Origin of the sequence: Serratia ureilytica (assembly GCF_017309605.1) — a bacterium.
Taxonomy (GTDB): domain Bacteria; phylum Pseudomonadota; class Gammaproteobacteria; order Enterobacterales; family Enterobacteriaceae; genus Serratia; species Serratia ureilytica.
Window position 1 is genome coordinate 4,163,040 of the sequence record NZ_CP071320.1, and the last position, 18,545, is coordinate 4,181,584.

At 56.4% G+C, this 18,545-nt stretch carries 19 protein-coding genes; 12 read left to right on the top strand and 7 right to left on the bottom strand.

The window, feature by feature from the left end:
- Nucleotides 1–1,409 precede the first annotated feature (1,409 nt).
- From J0X03_RS19740 to J0X03_RS19785, 10 genes are all read left to right on the top strand, one after another.
- The gene (locus J0X03_RS19740) at nucleotides 1,410–3,287 is read left to right on the top strand and encodes a phage tail protein (protein WP_033641921.1); all 1,878 of its coding nucleotides are present in this window, start codon (nucleotides 1,410–1,412) and stop codon (nucleotides 3,285–3,287) included.
- A complete protein-coding gene (locus J0X03_RS19745) occupies nucleotides 3,287–3,844 on the top strand; it encodes a tail fiber assembly protein (RefSeq protein WP_050594401.1) in 558 nt (185 codons plus the stop codon). Before J0X03_RS19740 ends, J0X03_RS19745 begins: the two co-directional genes overlap by 1 nt.
- Before the next feature lie 140 nt (nucleotides 3,845–3,984).
- Nucleotides 3,985–5,154 (top strand): phage tail sheath protein, encoded by a 1,170-nt coding sequence (locus J0X03_RS19750; RefSeq protein WP_033641920.1) that lies wholly within the window; start codon nucleotides 3,985–3,987, stop codon nucleotides 5,152–5,154.
- Nucleotides 5,155–5,166: 12 nt separating this feature from the next.
- Nucleotides 5,167–5,676 (top strand): phage major tail tube protein, encoded by a 510-nt coding sequence (locus J0X03_RS19755; protein WP_033641919.1) that lies wholly within the window; start codon nucleotides 5,167–5,169, stop codon nucleotides 5,674–5,676.
- Between the two features lie 64 nt (nucleotides 5,677–5,740).
- Nucleotides 5,741–6,028, top strand: coding sequence for a phage tail assembly protein (locus tag J0X03_RS19760; RefSeq protein ID WP_033641917.1), 288 nt, complete (start codon nucleotides 5,741–5,743; stop codon nucleotides 6,026–6,028).
- A gap of 32 nt (nucleotides 6,029–6,060) precedes the next feature.
- Nucleotides 6,061–6,183 (top strand): GpE family phage tail protein, encoded by a 123-nt coding sequence (locus J0X03_RS19765; RefSeq protein WP_033641916.1) that lies wholly within the window; start codon nucleotides 6,061–6,063, stop codon nucleotides 6,181–6,183.
- Nucleotides 6,176–8,269 carry a phage tail tape measure protein gene (locus J0X03_RS19770; protein ID WP_033641915.1) on the top strand — a complete coding sequence of 698 codons (2,094 nt, stop codon included), beginning with the start codon at nucleotides 6,176–6,178 and terminating at the stop codon, nucleotides 8,267–8,269. The genes J0X03_RS19765 and J0X03_RS19770 overlap by 8 nt, the downstream gene beginning before the upstream one ends.
- Before the next feature lie 22 nt (nucleotides 8,270–8,291).
- Nucleotides 8,292–8,765: a phage tail protein gene (locus J0X03_RS19775; RefSeq protein ID WP_033641914.1), complete on the top strand. Its 474-nt coding sequence runs from the start codon at nucleotides 8,292–8,294 to the stop codon at nucleotides 8,763–8,765.
- Nucleotides 8,762–9,856, top strand: a complete 1,095-nt coding sequence (locus J0X03_RS19780; protein ID WP_069101122.1) for a phage late control D family protein — start codon at nucleotides 8,762–8,764, stop codon at nucleotides 9,854–9,856. The genes J0X03_RS19775 and J0X03_RS19780 overlap by 4 nt, the downstream gene beginning before the upstream one ends.
- Before the next feature lie 89 nt (nucleotides 9,857–9,945).
- Entirely contained in the window at nucleotides 9,946–10,173 is a 228-nt protein-coding gene (locus J0X03_RS19785; RefSeq protein WP_160203986.1) for an ogr/Delta-like zinc finger family protein, read from the top strand.
- Nucleotides 10,174–10,316: 143 nt separating this feature from the next.
- On the opposite strand, the gene rplS is transcribed toward J0X03_RS19785, so the two are convergent.
- From rplS to ffh, 5 genes are all read right to left on the bottom strand, one after another.
- The gene (rplS, locus tag J0X03_RS19790) at nucleotides 10,317–10,673 is read right to left on the bottom strand and encodes a 50S ribosomal protein L19 (RefSeq protein WP_015376707.1); all 357 of its coding nucleotides are present in this window, start codon (nucleotides 10,671–10,673) and stop codon (nucleotides 10,317–10,319) included.
- A gap of 48 nt (nucleotides 10,674–10,721) precedes the next feature.
- Complete coding sequence (trmD, locus tag J0X03_RS19795; protein WP_046688258.1) at nucleotides 10,722–11,489, bottom strand: tRNA (guanosine(37)-N1)-methyltransferase TrmD; 768 nt, start codon at nucleotides 11,487–11,489, stop codon at nucleotides 10,722–10,724.
- Between the two features lie 52 nt (nucleotides 11,490–11,541).
- Complete coding sequence (rimM, locus tag J0X03_RS19800; protein ID WP_019455135.1) at nucleotides 11,542–12,090, bottom strand: ribosome maturation factor RimM; 549 nt, start codon at nucleotides 12,088–12,090, stop codon at nucleotides 11,542–11,544.
- Nucleotides 12,091–12,108: 18 nt separating this feature from the next.
- Nucleotides 12,109–12,357, bottom strand: coding sequence for a 30S ribosomal protein S16 (gene rpsP, locus J0X03_RS19805; protein WP_004932501.1), 249 nt, complete (start codon nucleotides 12,355–12,357; stop codon nucleotides 12,109–12,111).
- A 214-nt stretch (nucleotides 12,358–12,571) separates the two neighbouring features.
- A complete protein-coding gene (ffh, locus tag J0X03_RS19810) occupies nucleotides 12,572–13,933 on the bottom strand; it encodes a signal recognition particle protein (protein WP_004932504.1) in 1,362 nt (453 codons plus the stop codon).
- 169 nt (nucleotides 13,934–14,102) lie between these two features.
- On the opposite strand from ffh, the gene J0X03_RS19815 reads away from it, so the two are divergent.
- Together J0X03_RS19815 and J0X03_RS19820 are read left to right on the top strand one after the other, a co-directional pair.
- A complete protein-coding gene (locus tag J0X03_RS19815) occupies nucleotides 14,103–14,894 on the top strand; it encodes a cytochrome C assembly family protein (protein ID WP_004932506.1) in 792 nt (263 codons plus the stop codon).
- Nucleotides 14,895–14,936: 42 nt separating this feature from the next.
- Nucleotides 14,937–16,226 carry an HlyC/CorC family transporter gene (locus J0X03_RS19820; RefSeq protein WP_016929024.1) on the top strand — a complete coding sequence of 430 codons (1,290 nt, stop codon included), beginning with the start codon at nucleotides 14,937–14,939 and terminating at the stop codon, nucleotides 16,224–16,226.
- Nucleotides 16,227–16,291: 65 nt separating this feature from the next.
- Here J0X03_RS19820 and luxS read toward each other — a convergent pair whose 3' ends face one another.
- Nucleotides 16,292–16,807 (bottom strand): S-ribosylhomocysteine lyase, encoded by a 516-nt coding sequence (gene luxS / locus J0X03_RS19825; RefSeq protein ID WP_033641910.1) that lies wholly within the window; start codon nucleotides 16,805–16,807, stop codon nucleotides 16,292–16,294.
- Nucleotides 16,808–16,973: 166 nt separating this feature from the next.
- Nucleotides 16,974–18,536, bottom strand: coding sequence for a glutamate--cysteine ligase (gene gshA / locus J0X03_RS19830; RefSeq protein WP_033641909.1), 1,563 nt, complete (start codon nucleotides 18,534–18,536; stop codon nucleotides 16,974–16,976).
- Between the last annotated feature and the right edge of the window lie 9 nt (nucleotides 18,537–18,545).

Genomic DNA, 18,545 nt, shown 5'->3' on the forward strand with positions numbered 1-18,545 from the left:
CTGACGAAAGAAGACGGCAGCGACTATCTGCTGGCCGATCTGCGCGCAGTGACCGACTACGGCGGTTGCGCGATCGCCAGCCAATTTGAGGAACAGGTTTACGACAGCCGCAGCGCGACAGTGATCCAAGCCCGTTTCCCCAATGACGACGCAGGTATGGTGATCGGCGCCTGGTTGACCGCAGAGGAAAGTTTCCCCGTTACGCAGTTGGTCTATCGCGCGGACGCCGACTTCAACCTGCGGCTCGAAGATGATGACAAATGGCGCTGGTATTGGATGCTGCCCGCCACCGGCGGCAAATGGCAAATCGCAAATTTCGCCCCGCAAGCGGCTACGCTGAGCGGCTATCAGCCGGACCATCAGGATGTCGAGCCCAAACCGGCTGCACCTCGCTTCAGCCGCGTCAAGCAAGTAACCATTCTGCAAGACGGAAATGTACCGGACGCCACGTTCAGCTACTACGTACTGAACGACATTCCACCGACGCTCAACGCCGATGACGGCTACACGATCCGCTATCGCATCACGTTCCAGGCGGCACACCCCTACACCGCGCTGTTGGGAGACTGCACCCTCCTGAATCACCGCCGCGACGGCCTGTTCTGTACGCCGGGCGTCATGCCGTTCTCCAACATTTATCAGGCGGACAGCCAACAGTTCGATGGTTGGCACGGCATGCCTTATCCGGGCTACCAGTACCCGTTCATTTTCGTGCACGCCGCCGCCGATCCCGACGGGGTGATGCTCAACAACATGGTCGAGTTTCTGTGGCAGTCGCAGCAGTGGTATCAGCAGCAATTCGGCGTGCTGGGCCCCAGCGCATCGGCCTATATCTGGAACCGTTGGGACAATCTGAGTTACGGTCCGGCGGATACCTGGACCATGTATCACTGGGGTGACGGCACGGCCTGGTCCGGCTATCAGCCACGCGCCTTCTTCGGTGCCGCGCGCGCCTGGCTCGAGTTACAGCAGGCGAGCAAAACGCCACCGCTCAAGCTGGTGGAATATGTCGAAAACTGGCTGCGCTGGCTGATTGATTTTACCAATGACGCCGGCGGTGTCACGCCGACCGATTTCCCGATGGCCGGCCTGCCGCAGCCCGATGCACAGGATTTTACCGGCCACATGTGCGGCCTGTGGCTGGCTGGCGCGGTGCTGGCAAGAATGGCCGGCAGTGAAATTGAGGGCCTCGAACACTTTATCGAACAATGCGTTACGGAATTACAAAGACATTACCTCTCCACCGGTGACGTGATGGACGGCGGCTGGTCGCCCGCGCCGCGTCTCGGCACCGATAACGGCATGTTCTTCGGCTTTTGGTCAGGCGAGATCCTGCGCGGATTGAGTCTGTATGTGATGTATAAAAACGGCCTTACCTACCCGGTCGGCAAACAGAAGAGAACCACACCATGACAGCAAAATACCGCGCCCTGCTCACCGAACAGGGCAAAGCGCTGCTGGCTAACGCTGCAGCAACCGGCCAAAAGCTGGAAATTACGCATATGGCGGTCGGCGACGGCGGCGGTTCGCCAACGCAGCCCGATGAAAGCCAGACCAAGCTGGTGAACGAAAAACGGCGCGCCGAGCTGAATTCACTGCAGATAGATACCGGCAACAGCAACCAAGTGATCGCTGAACAAGTGATCCCGGAGGACGTTGGCGGTTGGTGGATCCGCGAGCTGGGGCTGTATGACAAAAACGGCGTGCTGGTGGCGATCGCCAATACGCCCGACACCTACAAGCCGCAGTTGACCGAAGGTGCCGGCCGCACCCAGGTCGTGCGCATGGTGCTTCTGGTAAAAGGCGACGCCAATGCGGCGATCGTCGCAGACAAGACCGCCTTACTGGTCTCGCGCGATACGCTGAGTGCAGCCATTGCCGAACATGCCCGCTCGCGCAATCATCCTGACGCCACCTTGCTGGCAAAGGGTTTCACTCAATTGAGCAACGACAGCAATAGCGGTAGCGAAACGCTGGCCGCTACCCCGAAAGCCGTCAAAGCGGTTAACGATGCCTCGCTGAAAATCGCGGCGAACCTGAAAGACCTGCCAAACAAGTCCGTCGCGCGCGGCAACCTGGAGCTGGGTACTGCCGCCACACGCAACGTCGGCGCGCAAAAAACCAACCTGATGGAGGTGGGCGCGTTCGGTTTGGGGGGGGGCCCGATACATCGCGAAGACGCTCTGAGCAACCGTGGCGAAATCTATCGGGTTACGGGTGCATCGAAAAATGCGCCGGGCGGCGGTGTTTATGGCGTCTTGAACCTGCCGTGTGACGGCGGCCCTTCCAGCGGCTATCTGGCGATCCAGCCTAATGGATCATCTTACATCGGCACGTCCACGACCCCTGACAAACCGCTGAACTGGTACCGAATTTACACTACCGGCTTTAAACCGACGGCCACAGACGTCGACGCCTACAGCAAGGCGGAAGCCGACGGGAAGTTCGTCAAACAGAGCGGCGATACCATTACCGGCGCTTTAACGGTCAATGGAGCGATTGAGAGTAAATCCGGCCTCACTACACCCTCTTTAGCCGTAAATGGCAGCGTAACCATCGCCGGAGCGTTGACCACAAAAGCCGGTGTCGAGCTGTTCGGTACCACCCCCTATCTGGATTTTCATTACGGCAATAGCAACGGTGACTTCGATGTCAGACTCATCAATGACAACAAAGGCACCTTAGCCTTTCACGGCAATGAATATTACGTCAATGGCAAGCTGAGCGCGACGGGTGATGCCTGGATAGGCGGAAAGGCCAATATCAACGGTATGGCCGCTTTTTATAGTTCTGATTTTATTACTAAACAAGGAAATCTTACTCATCCCGACGGCAATCGCCAAACAAACGGTATGCGTCTACAGGGGCAAGGTAATCTGCTCGTCGATCTTTACCACTATGAGAAGGTCGGGAGCCACCATGAGTTCGGTATCCATGTTGCCAACGGCGGGGCCGATGGCTGGTTCAGCTTCCGTAATAACGGTGAACTCCGCGCGAACGGCACCTTATTTGCTGCAGGTGCCGCTTATCAAACAGACGGCAATATTAACGGCGGCATTTGGGGAGGCTATTTAAGCAACTATCTCAATCACAACTTTGTGCGGGATGTTCGCCTGGGTAATGTGGAAAGTATCGCTACCTGGCGAGGCCCCGGCTATTCGGATAGCGCGGGTTATGTCCTGACCGGCGCAGCAAACAACAACGTGGATGAATACATCGACGTAATTTTCCGTCGTCCGCTGCAAAAACACATTGGTGGCAATTGGGTTACCGTCTGGAGCGTATAATGATGAATAACATGAAAAACTTTACCCTCGCCGCGCCGGAAACGGTAGAACAGAAACAGCTGGCCGCCTCGCACGGTGTTTTGTTTTTAAAATCCGATGCCGGGGAAGACTGGTATGAATGTCAAAAAAGCTTCCGTCCTGAGACGGTAAAACTGATGTATGACAAGGACGGGATCATTCGTTCAATCACCGCGAAACCGAATGCCGAAGGCCATTATGACGTTTCCGGATTTTTCCCAGAAAATATGAGTGTGGCGGAGGTCGAAAACTTGCCGGAAGGCGCTGATATCAACGGCCGCTGGATTTTTGATGGAGAAAACATCATACCAAGATCGTATTCAACTCAGGAGCTACGGCAACAGGCCGCCAATAAAAAACAAGAGTTGATTAAGCAAAGTTCGCTGCAGATAGAAACGCTTAACGACGCTACTGACCTGGGAATGGCGAGCGAAGAGGAACTGCGGCTGCTGACCCGCTGGAAAACCTACCGCGTATTGCTTAATCGGGTCGATCCCGAAGCGGCCCCGGATATCGACTGGCCGCAACCACCGCAATAACGTCGTTCAACGCCCCGCCCGGGGCGTTTTTTTTCTTTATTTTTCCTGCTGTTGTACCAGTTATCCCACACCCCGAATGAGATGCGGCACCACCTCCCAACAGGCATGCTGTCATCACCAACCACAAACGGAGTAATGCTATGGGTGACTATCACCACGGCGTGCGTGTCCTCGAAATCAACGAAGGCACCCGCGTAATTTCCACCGTCTCGACGGCCATTGTCGGCATGGTTTGTACCGCAGAAGATGCCGATGCAACCCTGTTTCCTCTCAACACCCCGGTGCTGATTACCGACGTCCTGGCCGCCAGCGGCAAAGCAGGTAAAAAAGGGACGCTGGCGCGTTCGCTGCTGGCGATCGCCGAGCAGACTAAGCCGGTAACCGTCGTGGTACGCGTGGCGGAAGGGAAAGACGAGGCCGAAACCACGTCCAATATCATCGGTGGCGCCGATGAAAACGGTAAGTACACCGGCATGAAAGCGCTGCTGGCCGCTCAGGCCGAGCTGGGCGTGAAACCACGCATTCTGGGCGTACCGGGCCATGATAATCAGGAAGTGGCGACCGCGTTGGCCGGCATCTGCCAGCAGCTGCGCGCTTTCGGCTATATCAGCGCCTACGGCTGTAAAACCGTGTCCGACGCCATCAAATATCGCGCCAACTTCAGCCAGCGCGAACTGATGCTGATTTGGCCGGACTTCATCAACTGGAATACCACCACCAACAGCAGCGACATCGCCTTCGCCACCGCTCGTGCACTGGGGCTGCGTGCCAAGATCGACCAGGAGACCGGCTGGCATAAAACCTTATCCAACGTCGGCGTCAACGGTGTGAGCGGTATCTCGGCCAGCGTATTTTGGGATCTGCAAACCGCAGGCACCGACGCCGATCTGCTGAATGAAGGTTGCGTCACCACCCTGATCCGCAAAGATGGCTTCAAGTTCTGGGGATCTCGCACCTGCTCCGACGAGCCGCTGTTCCAGTTTGAAAACTATACCCGCACCGCGCAGGTATTGGCCGACACCTTGGCCGAAGCTCATCTGTGGGCGGTTGACCGTCCGCTTACCCCGACGCTGATCCGCGACATGATCGACGGCATCAAGGCCAAGTTCCGCGAACTGAAATCCGCCGGTCTGATCATCGACGGTGACTGCTGGTATGACGAAAGCGCCAACGACAAAGAGACCCTGAAGGCCGGCAAGCTGTTTATCGATTACGACTACACCCCGGTACCGCCTCTGGAGGATCTGACTCTGCGTCAGCGCATTACCGATCGCTACCTGGCGAACTTCGCCGCATCCGTGAACAGCTAAGGAGACTGAAGCATGGCACTGCCAAAAAAACTGAAATACCTGAACCTGTTTAACGACGGCTTCAACTACATGGGCGTGGTTTCCTCAATGACGCTGCCGAAACTGACACGCAAGCTGGAAAAATTCCGCGGCGGCGGCATGAGCGGCGCAGCCTCGGTGGACTTCGGCCTGGACGACGATGCGCTGGTGGTGGAATGGACCATGGGCGGCATTGACGAACTGGTGCTCAAGCAATGGGGCCGCGTCGATGCGGTACCGCTGCGCTTTACCGGCTCTTTCCAACGCGACGATACCGGCGACGTCTCTGCGCTCGAAGTGGTGATGCGCGGCCGTCATAAAGAGATCGACAGCGGCGACTTCAAGCAGGGTGAAGATACCGAAACCAAAGTTTCCACCGACTGCACTTACTTCAAGTTGAGCATCGACGGCAAAGAGCTGATCGAGATCGATACCGTCAACATGATCGAAAAAGTCGACGGCGTAGATCTGCTGGCAGCGCACCGCCGCGCCATCGGCCTGTAATTTTTCACCTCAAACGGCCAGCCCCGCGCTGGCCCCCTTTTTCCGACTGAAAACTGGATACCCCATGGAACTGAATGCATCCCAGGAAAACACCGTCGTCCTGAATACTCCGATTAAACGTGGCGATAGCGAAATCACTCGCGTGCAAGTGACCAAGCCGAATGCCGGCAGCCTGCGCGGCATCGGTCTGGCCGCGCTGGCCAACGCCGATGTCGATGCGTTGATCACTATTCTGCCTCGGGTCACCTACCCGAACCTGACCAAGGAAGAGTGTGCCCGTTTGGAACTGCCTGACCTGATTGCGCTGGCCGGCCAGGTGATCGGTTTTTTGTCGCCGACATCGGCCGAGTAACGGTCGATCCTACTCTGACAGTAGATGACCTGATGGCGGATATCGCGGTGATTTTCCACTGGCCGCCGTCAGAAATGAACGGCATGACGCTGGCGGAGCTGATCGGCTGGCGCCACAGAGCGCTGCAACGTAGTGGAGTAAAAACAGATGAGTAACAGCAGACAGGAGCTGGAGTCACAAAACGAGATTGTCATCGGGCTTCAAGCGATAGCCAAGCAGAGCAAAGAACTGATGAGGCAGTTGCGCAGGCCCACCGGGGATAAAAACCTGTATAACAGTCTGGGACAGGATATCCAACGAGCAGAGAAAAAAGTCAAACATCTGCGCCGGCAGGAAAATGACATCGACGCTTTCCAAAAGACGAACCAGTCGCTGGCTGAGACCAATAAGTTGCTGGCAGCGTCGCGCAAAAAATCCGCCGCGCTGGCAATGCTGACGAAAGATCGCGAGCCAAGCCAGCGTTCCCGATTTATGAACAAAGAGATTGCGCAGGTCGCGGAGACGATAAATGCCCTGGAAAAGAAACGTGATCTCCTCGCCGCAATCGATAAAAGCCAGCGCCATCATCTTACCCAGCAAGGGATTAATCTACAATCGCTCGGCAATGAGCGCAAAAATCTGCGTGACGGCAGAATTAATGCCGGCGCCGCTATCGTTACCCTAAAAGAACAACGGCAATCGATAGCGCAGGAGCGCTATCGATCCGCACAGGCAGGCAATCAAGCGCGCCTAGACAAGCTGGAAAAATTACGCAACACCAGCAGCGCAGGCTTTTCTGTCGCCAAAAGTGCCGCCATAGGGGGAGCTAACCTGCTGGCGCCGGGAATCGAATTTGAAAAACAGCTTTCTCAACTGCGGGCACAGCTGAATCTGGGCAAGTCCGATCCGCAGCTCACGGCTCTCGAGCAGCAGGCTCGCGGTATGAGCCAATCCGGTTATACCCCGGATCAAGCCCTACAAGCGCAAACAGCGCTGGCAAAACAAGGGTTGAATGCCAAGGAAATTTTAACGGCTTCGCCCGCCGCACTGACACTCTCCGCTGCGACGGGCAGCAGCGTCAACGAAATCGTCGCAACGATGACGGAAATGCAGCGCAGCTTCAATCTGGGCCCCGATCAATTCGATCGTATTGCCGATGTATTGGCGCTGGCCAGCAATCAATATGGCATGGATGTTCGGGCCGTTGGTGCAGCCATGAAAAGTAAAGCCACAACAGGTGCCGATATCTTCAGTGCGGCGCAACAGATTGCGCCTTTGGGCAGAGAAAAACTCCAGGCCAACCAGGTTGCCGGCTCAGCGCAGCACTTGGTCACCGTCAAAGGCGACAATATAGAGGGTGATATCCAAAAGCTTTTTGCCTCATGGGATAGCCTGAGAATCAACTTGTTTACCGGCCAAAACGCAGCCCTGCGGGAACTGACCCAAACGGCGACAGAGTGGCTGGTAAAACTGAATACCTGGATAACCAATAATCCGGCGTTAGCCGGCACCTTGCTGCAGGTCGCCGGTGGGCTCACGTTATTGCTCGGCGGCCTCAGCGGCGTCAGCCTGGTCGCCACCCAGGTACTCTCAGGGTTCTCTATTATCAGCGGCGCGATCCTAAAGGCCGGGCAAGCCATGATGTGGCTGGGGCGTATAGCGATGGCCAACCCGCTGCTGGCCATTGTCGGCCTGGTTGCGCTTGCCGCTTTCACCCTGATTGAAAACTGGGACAAGGTCGGCCCCTTCTTTAGCCACCTTTGGGAGCAGATATCGGCAGGGTGTGAGGCGCTGAAGAATTACATTTCAGACACCATTGATGGCTGGATAAAACAACTGACTTCATTGACCGAATATCTTCCCGACTGGATGCAATTTGGCGATAAGAGCGGCACCTCTGGCAATGCCGAAAACGGCAGCGCCTGGTTTGCCGGCAAGTTCGATCGCGGGGGAGACATTCCTGCCGGACAATTCGGCATTGTAGGTGAAAACGGTCCTGAGTTGGTCAGCGGCCCCGTTCAAGTGACCGGCCGCCGCCATACGGCCGCCATGTCGGCGGCTTTACTGTCGCTCAGCGCGCCTGTAATGCCGGCCTCACCGGTAGCAGGTTCGCCGGTAACCCAAATCCAGGTTCCGTCGGTCACTATCAACATCACTGCCGGCGCCGGTCAGAATGAACAAGACATCGGCCGCGAAGTCGCGCGGCAATTTGAATTGCTTGCTCATCGCCAAGCGGCAAACGCCCGCAGTCGGATGAGTTAATCTCGCGAATAGGAGAAATATGATGATGCTGACCCTCGGCATGTTTGTTTTTATGTTGAAAACCGTGCCTTATCAAAGCATGCAACGCAGCGCCAATTACCGCTGGCCGACCCTGCCGCGCATCGGCCAGCGCCCTGCCGCGCAGTTTCTGGGAGTAGACAATGAGAAAATAACGCTGACGGGAGTCTTGGTACCGGAAGTAACCGGAGGGACATTATCATTGATGGCGCTTCAGCTCATGGCTGCCCAAGGCAGAGCCTGGCCGCTGATCGAGGGCAATGGAACTATTCATGGGATGTATGTCATTGAAAGCATAGTCGACACGAAAACCCAGCTTTTCTCGAACGGCAGCGCGCGACAGATAGAGTTTACGATCAATCTGATGCGCGTTGATGAATCGCTGATCGCCATGTTCGGCGATCTGCGCCAACAAGCCTCTGACCTTGCCGATAAAGCAGGTCAGGCTGCGGCGCGGCTCGGGGAGATGCTGCCGTGATCACGCAAACCCCCGTCCCTATTGGCGCGCTCATTGCGCCAGACTATGCCCTGTTTTTACAGCAAGCGGACATCACGGAGGCTTTCCGCCACCGTCTGCTCTCATTGACGTTAACCGATAATCGCGGTTTTACCGCGGATCGATTGGATCTTGAGCTCGACGATGCGGATGGGCAAATCGCCATGCCCAAACGCGGCCAAACGCTCACCGTGAAGCTCGGCTGGAAAGGACAAGCCTTGATCGACAAAGGCAAGTTTATCGTTGATGAAATCGAACATCGTGGCGCACCGGATAAACTCGTCATTCGGGCCCGCAGCGTCGACTTTCGAAACTCGATGAACGTGGCGCGAGATCATTCCTATCACGATCGCACCCTTGGTGACATCGTCAACGAAGTGGCCAACCGTAACCGGATGGGGCATACGCTGGCGGCAGGACTGGCAGAGATCAAAATCACGCATATAGATCAGTCTCAGGAAACGGATGTCGCCTTTCTTACCCGGCTGGCGACCATGAATGGTGCCGTCGCCGCCATTAAAAATGAACGCCTGCTGTTTCTGGTCCCAGGTTCCGGTCTAAGCATCTCGGGCAAACCTCTGCCGTCACTGACTTTGGAACGCAGCGATGGCGACCAGCACTACTTCAATGTGGCCGATCGAAACGCTTACACCGGCGTTATTGCCAAATGGCAAGATATTCAGCATGCCAGGCAACAACAGATGACAGTACAACGTGAGGAAGGGAATACCACAGATGAAAATGCGGCTTCAAGCTATCTGGCAGGTGAAAGCAATAACGTTTTTACCCTGCCGACGCTCTACGCGAACAAAGAAAGCGCAATGCGTGCGGCAAAAGCGAGGTGGGCAAACATTCAACAAGGGAATGTGCAATTTTCCATAAACCTCGCCGTCGGCCGGCCTGATCTCAGTCCAGAAACGCCGATCCACCTAAGTGGATTCAAAGAGGTTATCGACAGACAACCTTGGATCATTAGTCAAGTCGTTCACACGCTTAATGATCGAGGTTTCTCCACCAGCCTCGCATTAGATGTACTGACTCAACGCATGGAGTTTGCAATCACGGAGGGGTGATAATTCATTTGCATCTTAATCTTGCTTTTGCGAGTTAATGAGCTATTATAAGTCATATAACCTGATGTAGCAGAACGAGGGATTCAACTATGATGCACTGTCCATTATGCGGTCACGTGGCCCACACTCGCTCCAGCCGCTATCTGAGCGAGTCGACCAAAGAGCGTTACCATCAATGCCGCAACATCAATTGCAGCTGCACGTTCGCCACGCACGAGTCCGTCGCGCGGGTGATCGTCAAACCTGGCGATGCCATTATCCCGGCGCAGCCTCACCCGCCGGAGAGTCAGCAGAAACAAAGCGCCGCGGCGCTGTAATGCAAAAAGCCTGCTTATGCAGGCTTTATTATGTTGGCGGTGCGCAGACGAAATCTCGCAAATGCAACCTGTCGAGGTTTTAAGATAAAAAAAGGGGTTGGCATAAGCCAACCCCTGATAACTATTAACTTTTGGATGCAGCGTTAGTTAACGCGGTTCAGACGCTCTTTGATACGAGCAGCCTTACCAGTACGTTCACGCAGGTAGTACAGTTTAGCTTTACGAACGGCACCACGACGTTTAACAGTAATGCTGTCGATTACTGGGGAGTGAGTCTGGAATACGCGCTCAACACCTTCGCCGTTGGAAATCTTACGAACAGTGAATGCAGAGTGCAGACCGCGGTTACGGATAGCGATAACCACGCCCTCGAATGCCTGCAGACGTTTTTTGCTACCTTCAACGACCCATACCTTCACTTCCACGGAATCACCCGGACGGAATGCAGGTACGTCTTGTTTCATCTGCTCTTGTTCAAGTTGCTTAATAATGTTGCTCATAATATGTCTCTTACCCTAGGTAAACTGATATATCGGTCCCGTCTGATGTCAGACGTTTCCTTCATAGTCCTGTTGCCTGGTCTGATGTTCCCGTTGGAACTCAGCCAGCAACACCGCTTGCTCGTCAGTCAGAGCTAGGCTTTCTAGAAGTTCAGGTCTTCTAAGCCAGGTTCGGCCCAGCGACTGCTTTAAGCGCCAGCGACGTATCTCGGCATGGTTGCCCGACAGCAGAACCGACGGTACTTCCATTCCTTCCAACACCTCGGGGCGGGTATAGTGCGGGCAGTCCAGCAATCCATCGGCGAAAGAGTCTTCCTCCGCTGAGGCCTGATGGCCCAGCACACCCGGTATGAAACGGGCGACTGAATCAATCAGGGTCATCGCCGGCAGTTCCCCGCCGCTGAGAACGTAATCGCCGATTGACCATTCTTCGTCAATTTCGGTTTGGATTACGCGCTCGTCTATCCCTTCGTAACGGCCGCACACCAGAATCATCTTCTGATTGGCCGCCAGTTCGCACACGCCGGTTTGATCCAGCTTGCGCCCCTGAGGTGACAGATAAATCACCTTTGCTCCCTCGCCTGCCGCTGCTTTCGCCGCATGAATGGCTTCCCGTAAAGGTTGCACCATCATCAGCATTCCCGGGCCGCCGCCGTAAGGGCGATCGTCCACGGTACGATGCCGGTCGTAGGTGAAGTCGCGCGGACTCCAACACTGCACGCTCAGCAGGCCATTTTTTACTGCCCGGCCAGTCACCCCGTAATCGGTGATAGCGCGGAACATCTCAGGAAACAGGCTTACAATACCGATGAACACAAGCCAATCCCCTTACCGTTATTCCACTTGCTTCGACCGTTTGATCCGGGGGTCAAAAACCAGGATCCCAATCTGCCTCAATCACGCGGGCAGTGAGATCGACTTTCTTGATAACCTGCCCATGAAGAAACGGAATCAACCGCTCCTTCATGCCGAACGCATCTTTCAGGTTCGCTTTCACAACCATCACATCATTCGAGCCGGTTTCCATCATATCGATGACTTTACCCAGCTCGTAGCCGGCGGTGGTGACTACCTGGCAGCCCATCAGGTCTTTCCAGTAGTAATCGTCACCCTCCAGCGGAGGAAGTTGCTCAGAATCCACCATAATCTCGCGATTAGTCAGCAGATTCGCCGCGTCCCGATCGTCAATGCCTTTGACTTTGATGATCAGATCCTGACTGTGGCGCTTCCAGTCTTCCAACTCGATATGCTGCCACTGACCCGCCTGCTGGATAAACCACGGCTGATAGTCAAAAATGCTTTCGGCGTTCTCGGTGGATGAAAACACTCTGAGCCAACCACGAATGCCGTAAGCGGACCCCATTTTACCGAGTACAATCGGCTGCTTAGGCGCTACCGGTTTGAGTTGCTTGCTCATTGCCACCACCGCGACAGATTAAGCTGCTTTCTTAGCGTCTTTGATCAGCGCGTGAACGCGATCAGAAACGGTTGCACCCAGACCAACCCAGTGCTCGATGCGGTCCAGGTCCAGACGCAGTGCTTCAGCCTGACCGGAAGCGATCGGGTTGAAGAAGCCTACGCGCTCGATGAAACGACCATCACGAGCGTTGCGGCTGTCGGTCACTACTACTTGATAGAACGGACGCTTTTTAGCGCCGCCACGTGCCAAACGAATTGTTACCATAACATCCTCTTTAGTTAATAAAACAGCCGGGCCCCATTGAGGGACGGGGCCCGGTTGCAATATAAAAAGCCCGAAAATTTTACTCATTTTGGCGCAAAAAGCAATCTAAAGCGTCGATCGCAGGGGACAACTTTTGCAGCCTGTCAAATTTCGGGCGGTTTTCACCGCGAACGGCGAATGCTGAAAGCGCCCGCACTCGGCGTGCGGAGGCCCGTCAGCGGCCAGGGAAGCCCGGCGGCATCATACCTTTCATGCCGCGCATCATCTTCGCCATACCGCCTTTCTTCATCTTCTTCATCATACGCTGCATTTCGTCGAACTGCTTCAGCAAGCGGTTGACGTCCTGCACCTGCATGCCGGCCCCCATCGCGATGCGGCGCTTGCGCGAGCCCTTGATGATTTCCGGTTTGGCACGCTCTTTCAGCGTCATCGAGTTGATGATCGCCTCCATGCGCACCAACACTTTGTCGTCCATCTGCGACTTGACGTTATCCGGCAGCTGGCCCGCGCCCGGCAGCTTGCTCAGCATATTGGCCATGCCGCCCATGTTGCGCATCTGCTTGAGCTGCTCCAGGAAGTCGGTCAGATCGAAACCGTCGCCCTTCTTCAGCTTGTTGGCCAGTTTCTCCGCCTGCTCGCGGTCGACCTTGCTTTCGATATCTTCGATCAGCGACAGCACGTCGCCCATGCCCAGGATGCGTGACGCCACGCGATCCGGATAGAACGGCTCCAGCGCTTCGGTCTTCTCGCCGACGCCGAGGAACTTGATCGGCTTGCCGGTGATGTGGCGGATGGACAACGCCGCACCGCCGCGCGCATCGCCGTCGACCTTGGTCAGCACCACGCCGGTCAGCGGCAGCGCTTCGTTAAACGCCTTGGCGGTATTGGCGGCGTCCTGGCCGGTCATGGCGTCGACCACGAACAGGGTTTCCACCGGCTTGATGGCCGCGTGCACCTGTTTGATCTCGTCCATCATCGCTTCGTCAACGTGCAGACGGCCGGCGGTATCGACGATCAGTACGTCATAGAACTTCAGCTTGGCCTGCTGCAACGCGCGGTTGACGATGTCGATCGGTTTTTCTTTGACGTCGGACGGGAAGAAATCGATGCCGACACCTTCCGCCAGCGTTTCCAGCTGTTTGATCGCCGCCGGGCGATAAACGTCCGCGGAAACCACCAACACTTTCTTCTTCTGTTTTTCTTTCAGGAACTTGCCGAGCTTACCGACGCTGGTGGTTTTACCGGCGCCCTGCAGGCCCGCCATCAGCACCACGGCCGGCGGCTGAGCCGCCAGATTCAGCTCGGTGTTGACTTCGCCCATCGCGGCGATCAGCTCGCCCTTGACGATCTTGACGAATTCCTGCCCCGGCGTCAGGCTCTTGTTGACTTCATGGCCAACCGCGCTCTCTTTGACGCGGTTGATGAAGTCGCGCACCACCGGCAGCGCAACGTCCGCTTCCAGCAATGCCATACGCACTTCACGCAGGGTTTCCTTGATATTTTCTTCGGTCAGCCGCCCGCGGCCGCTGATATTGCGCAACGTGCGCGACAATCGATCGGTTAAATTTTCAAACATCGTCTCATGCTCAACGTGTAATGACAGGCCGCTCCGGCGACACAATTGCGCCGATGATAACACGAAGCGAGCAGGATCTCTGCCTCAGCGTTGGAGATAGGTTGGAGTGAAACGCGCGCAACGTTATACTGACACTCCAATTAACCACGCCGAAGCAAAATTAAACGCTATGCCAGTTTTCTCCATTGTGGCTTTGATGGCCTACCTGCTCAGCCTTGGACTGATCATTCCCAGTTTGTTGCGGAAGAACAGCGCATACCGTCGGCTTGCCCTCGTCTCGGCGGTGGTGGCGCTGATTTGCCACGCCATCGCGCTGCAGCAGCGCATCTTTGACGTCAGCGCCGGGCAGAATCTCAGCCTGCTGAACATTGGTTCCATCGTCAGCCTGATCATCTGCTCCGTGATGACCTTCGTCGCTTCGCGCGATCGCGGCTGGTTCCTGCTGCCAATCGTCTACAGCTTCGCGATGATCAACCTGGCCTTCGCCAGCTTTATGCCCGGCGAGTTCATCACTCACCTGGAGGCCAGCCCGGAACTGATGGTGCATATCGGCCTGGCGCTGTTCTCTTACGCCACCCTGATCATCGCCGCGCTCTATGCCTTGCAGCTCGCCTGGCTCGACTACCTGTTGAAAAACAAGAAGCTGACCTTCAGCGCCGACATGCCGCCGCTGATGAGCATTGAGCGCAAGATGTTCCATATCACCCAGATCGGCGTGGTGCTGCTGACGCTCACCCTGTGCACCGGCCTGCTGTACATGGATAATCTGTTCAGCAAAGAGAACGTGCATAAAGCCGTGCTGTCGATCATGGCCTGGTTCGTGTATATCGTGCTGTTGTGGGGCCACTACCATGAGGGCTGGCGCGGCCGCCGCGTCGTCTGGTTCAGCTTCGCCGGCGCCTTCCTGCTGACGCTCGCCTACTTCGGCAGCCGTCTGATTCAGCAGGTGATGGTGCGCTAGGCCAGCCTGGCTCAATTCTCCCTCTCTATAAGGAATACTGCATTGGAGCATGTGTCGACGGGGACCCTCATCATTATCCTGGTGATCATGATCGTGGTCTCCGCTTACTTCTCCGCCTCCGAAACCGGCATGATGACGCTCAACCGTTATCGCCTGCGTCACCTGTCCAAACAGGGCAACCGCTCGGCGCGTCGGGTCGAGAAGCTGCTGCAAAAACCGGATCGGCTGATCGGCCTGGTGCTGATCGGCAACAACCTGGTCAACATCCTCGCTTCGGCGCTGGCGACCATCGTCGGCATGCGGCTGTATGGCGATCTCGGCGTGGCGATTGCGACCGGCATACTGACTTTCGCCGTGCTGCTGTTCGCCGAAGTGCTGCCGAAGACCTTCGCCGCACTCTATCCGGAACGCATCGCCTTCCCCAGCAGCGTCCTGCTGGCCCCGTTGCAAAAGGTGATGTTCCCGCTGGTCTGGCTGCTCAACGGCATCACCAGCCTGACCTTGCGCCTGTTCGGCATTCGCACCAACGTGCGCATCAGCGACGCCGTCAGCAAGGATGAGCTGCGCACCATCGTGCGCGAATCCCAGTCGCAGATCTCCCGCCGCAATCAGGACATGCTGATCTCGGTGCTGGATCTGGAAAAGGTGACGGTCAACGACATCATGGTGCCGCGCACCGAGATCGTCGGCATCGACGTCAACGACGACTGGAAGTCGATCATGCGCCAGCTGACCCACTCGCCGCACGGCCGCATCGTGCTGTATCGCAGCTCGCTGGACGATGCGATCGGCATGCTGCGCGTGCGCGAAGCCTACCGCCTGATGACCGAGAAAAAAGAGTTCAACAAAGAGAACCTGCTGCGCGCCGCCGATGAGATCTATTTCGTTCCGGAAGGCACGCCGCTCAACGTGCAGCTGGTGAAATTCCAGCGCAACAAAGAGAAGGTCGGCATCGTGGTCGACGAGTACGGCGACATTCAGGGCCTGGTCACGGTGGAAGACATCCTCGAGGAGATCGTGGGCGATTTCACCACCTCGATGTCACCCACGCTGGCGGAAGAAGTCACGCCGCAGAGCGACGGTTCGGTCTTGATCGACGGCACCGCCAACGTGCGCGAGCTGAACAAGGCCTTCAACTGGACCTTGCCGGCCAATGAAGCCCGTACCGTCAACGGCATGCTGCTGGAAGAGCTGGAAGAGATCCCCGAAATCGGCACCCGGGTGCGCATCGGTCATTACGATATCGACATCCTCGACGTGCAGGGCAACATGATTAAACAGGTGCGGGTCACGCCGATCACCTCGCTGCAGTCCAGCGTCGGCCATCATTAGCCCTCGGCCAGAACGTAAAAAAGACGCGAAATCGCGTCTTTTTTTATTTTGCGGGCCACGCACGACTAGATATGCAGTTCCTGCAGCTTCTCTTTCGGCAGCGCCAGCTCGTCATTGTGGTTCACCACCACGCCGTGATCCAGAATGTGCTTGGCGATTTCCTGCGCTTCTTCCAGCGAGTGCATATGGTAGGTGCCGCACTGGTACTCGTTAAGCTCAGGGATCTTGCGCTGGTCGGTCACTTTCAGCACGTCGGCCATCGCCGCTTTCCAGGCATCGGCAACGCGCTGCTCTTCCGGCACGCCGATCAGGCTCATGTAGAAACCGGTGCGACAGCCCATCGGGGAGATGTCGATAATTTCCACGCCCTGGCCGTTCAGGTGGTCACGCATAAAGCCGGCGAACAGGTGCTCCAGCGTGTGAATGCCGCGCTCGGGCATCACTTCCAGGTTCGGGCGGCAAAAGCGCAGATCAAACACCGTGATGGTATCGCCATGAGGCGTTTTCATGGTTTTTGCAACGCGGACAGCCGGAGCTGCCATACGGGTATGATCGACGGTAAAGCTATCCAGCAATGGCATTTCGCTACCTCCTCGTAAAAGAGCATTTATTTCGAAACTTTTTTTCCTAACCGGGAAACCTTTTCCAACCCTGCGAGTCTGAGTATGTGAAAGACGCGCATTTGTTATCATCATCCCTGTCATCAGAGATGCATATTTGGCCACATTGATGTGGCCTTTTTCTTTTTCAGCTTCCGCCGTTTTGCTTCAGGAACGCTTCAAAGCTTAGCGTATCATTGGCTTCTATGTCGCGTTGACGCTGCCACGAGGCTTCTCGCTCTTTATCCAGCTCGGCTTCGTTCAGGATTTCCAACGGTTCTTCCAGCAATGTCTGGCGATACTGCTCCGCCAGCTGCAAACCGACGCGCCCGGTGCCTTCCGCCTTCATGGCCTTGAGAATGCGCGCGGAGAAGGTCAACTCGGGATCGTCAAACGCGGCGACCAGCTCATCGCACACCTGCTGGTATTGACGATCGCCGGCTTCGCCGTCCAGCACTTCCGCCACCCGGCGCAGATCGGCGAACAGCGCCTTGCCGACTTTCTCCAGCGGCTCATGGCTGGCGCCACAGCCGATGCCGATGGTCTGGCCCGGCTTGCGCCCTTCGAGGATCACCCGGTTCCAGTTCTTGCGCGTGCACAGCAGCTCATCGCTGCTCATCTCCGGTGCATCCGCCAGCGCGCACCACACCAGGAACAGATCCAGGAAACGCGCCTGCACCGCATCCACGCCGATCGGCGAGAATGGGTTGATGTCCAGCGAACGCACTTCAATGTATTCGATACCGCCGCGCAGCAGCGCGTCCGACGGCGTCTCGCCGCTTTGGGTCACGCGCTTTGGCCGGATCGGCGCATACAGCTCGTTCTCGATTTGCAGAACGTTGCTGTTCAGCTGCAGGTAGCGATCGCCCTCTTTCACGCCCAGCTTGGCGAACTCTTCGGAAGGCGTGGCGATCGCCCGCTTCAAACCGGCCACATAGCTGTGCAGATCGTTGAAGGTGATGCCCAGATTACTCTGCGATTTATTGGTATAACCCAAGTCGCTCAGGCGCAGCGAAGTGGCGTACGGCAGGTAGCACATCCCCTGCTCGGTGCGCTCGAACGGCAGATTGGTCTCGCGCCCTTTGAGGAACGAAGAACAAATGGCCGGCGATGCGCCGAACAGATACGGGATCACCCAGCCGAAACGGTAATAGTTGCGGATCAGGCGGAAATAACCGGCCGAGATCTGCTCTTTACCGCTTTCTGCGTCCTGCACGCCGGCCCAGGCCTGCCAAAACTCCAACGGCAGCGAGAAGTTGTAGTGCACGCCGGAAATGGTCTGCATCAGCGCGCCATAGCGATTCTTCAGCCCTTCACGGTACAGCGTCTTCATGCGGCCGATGTTCGACGAACCGAACTGCGCCAGCTCGATGTCCTGCTCGGCTTCGATAAAGCACGGCATGCTGAGCGGCCACATGCGCTCATCGCCAATGTTGCGCGCCACGTAGCGATGAATATCGCGCAGGAACGTCAGCAAGTGATCGATATTGTCATCAACCGGCGTAATGAACTCTAACAGCGCCTCGGCGAAATCCGTGGTGATCCAGTGGTGCGTCAATGCCGCCCCCAGCTTTTCCGGATGCCCGGTGGTCGCCAAGGTGCCGTTCGGCGTGACTCGCAGCGTTTCACGCTCGATGCCGCGACGAATGCCTTTTAATGCCTGGGGATGGGCTTCCAACCAAGAAAGCGCCTGTGATACGTCCGGGATCAAATTGACCTC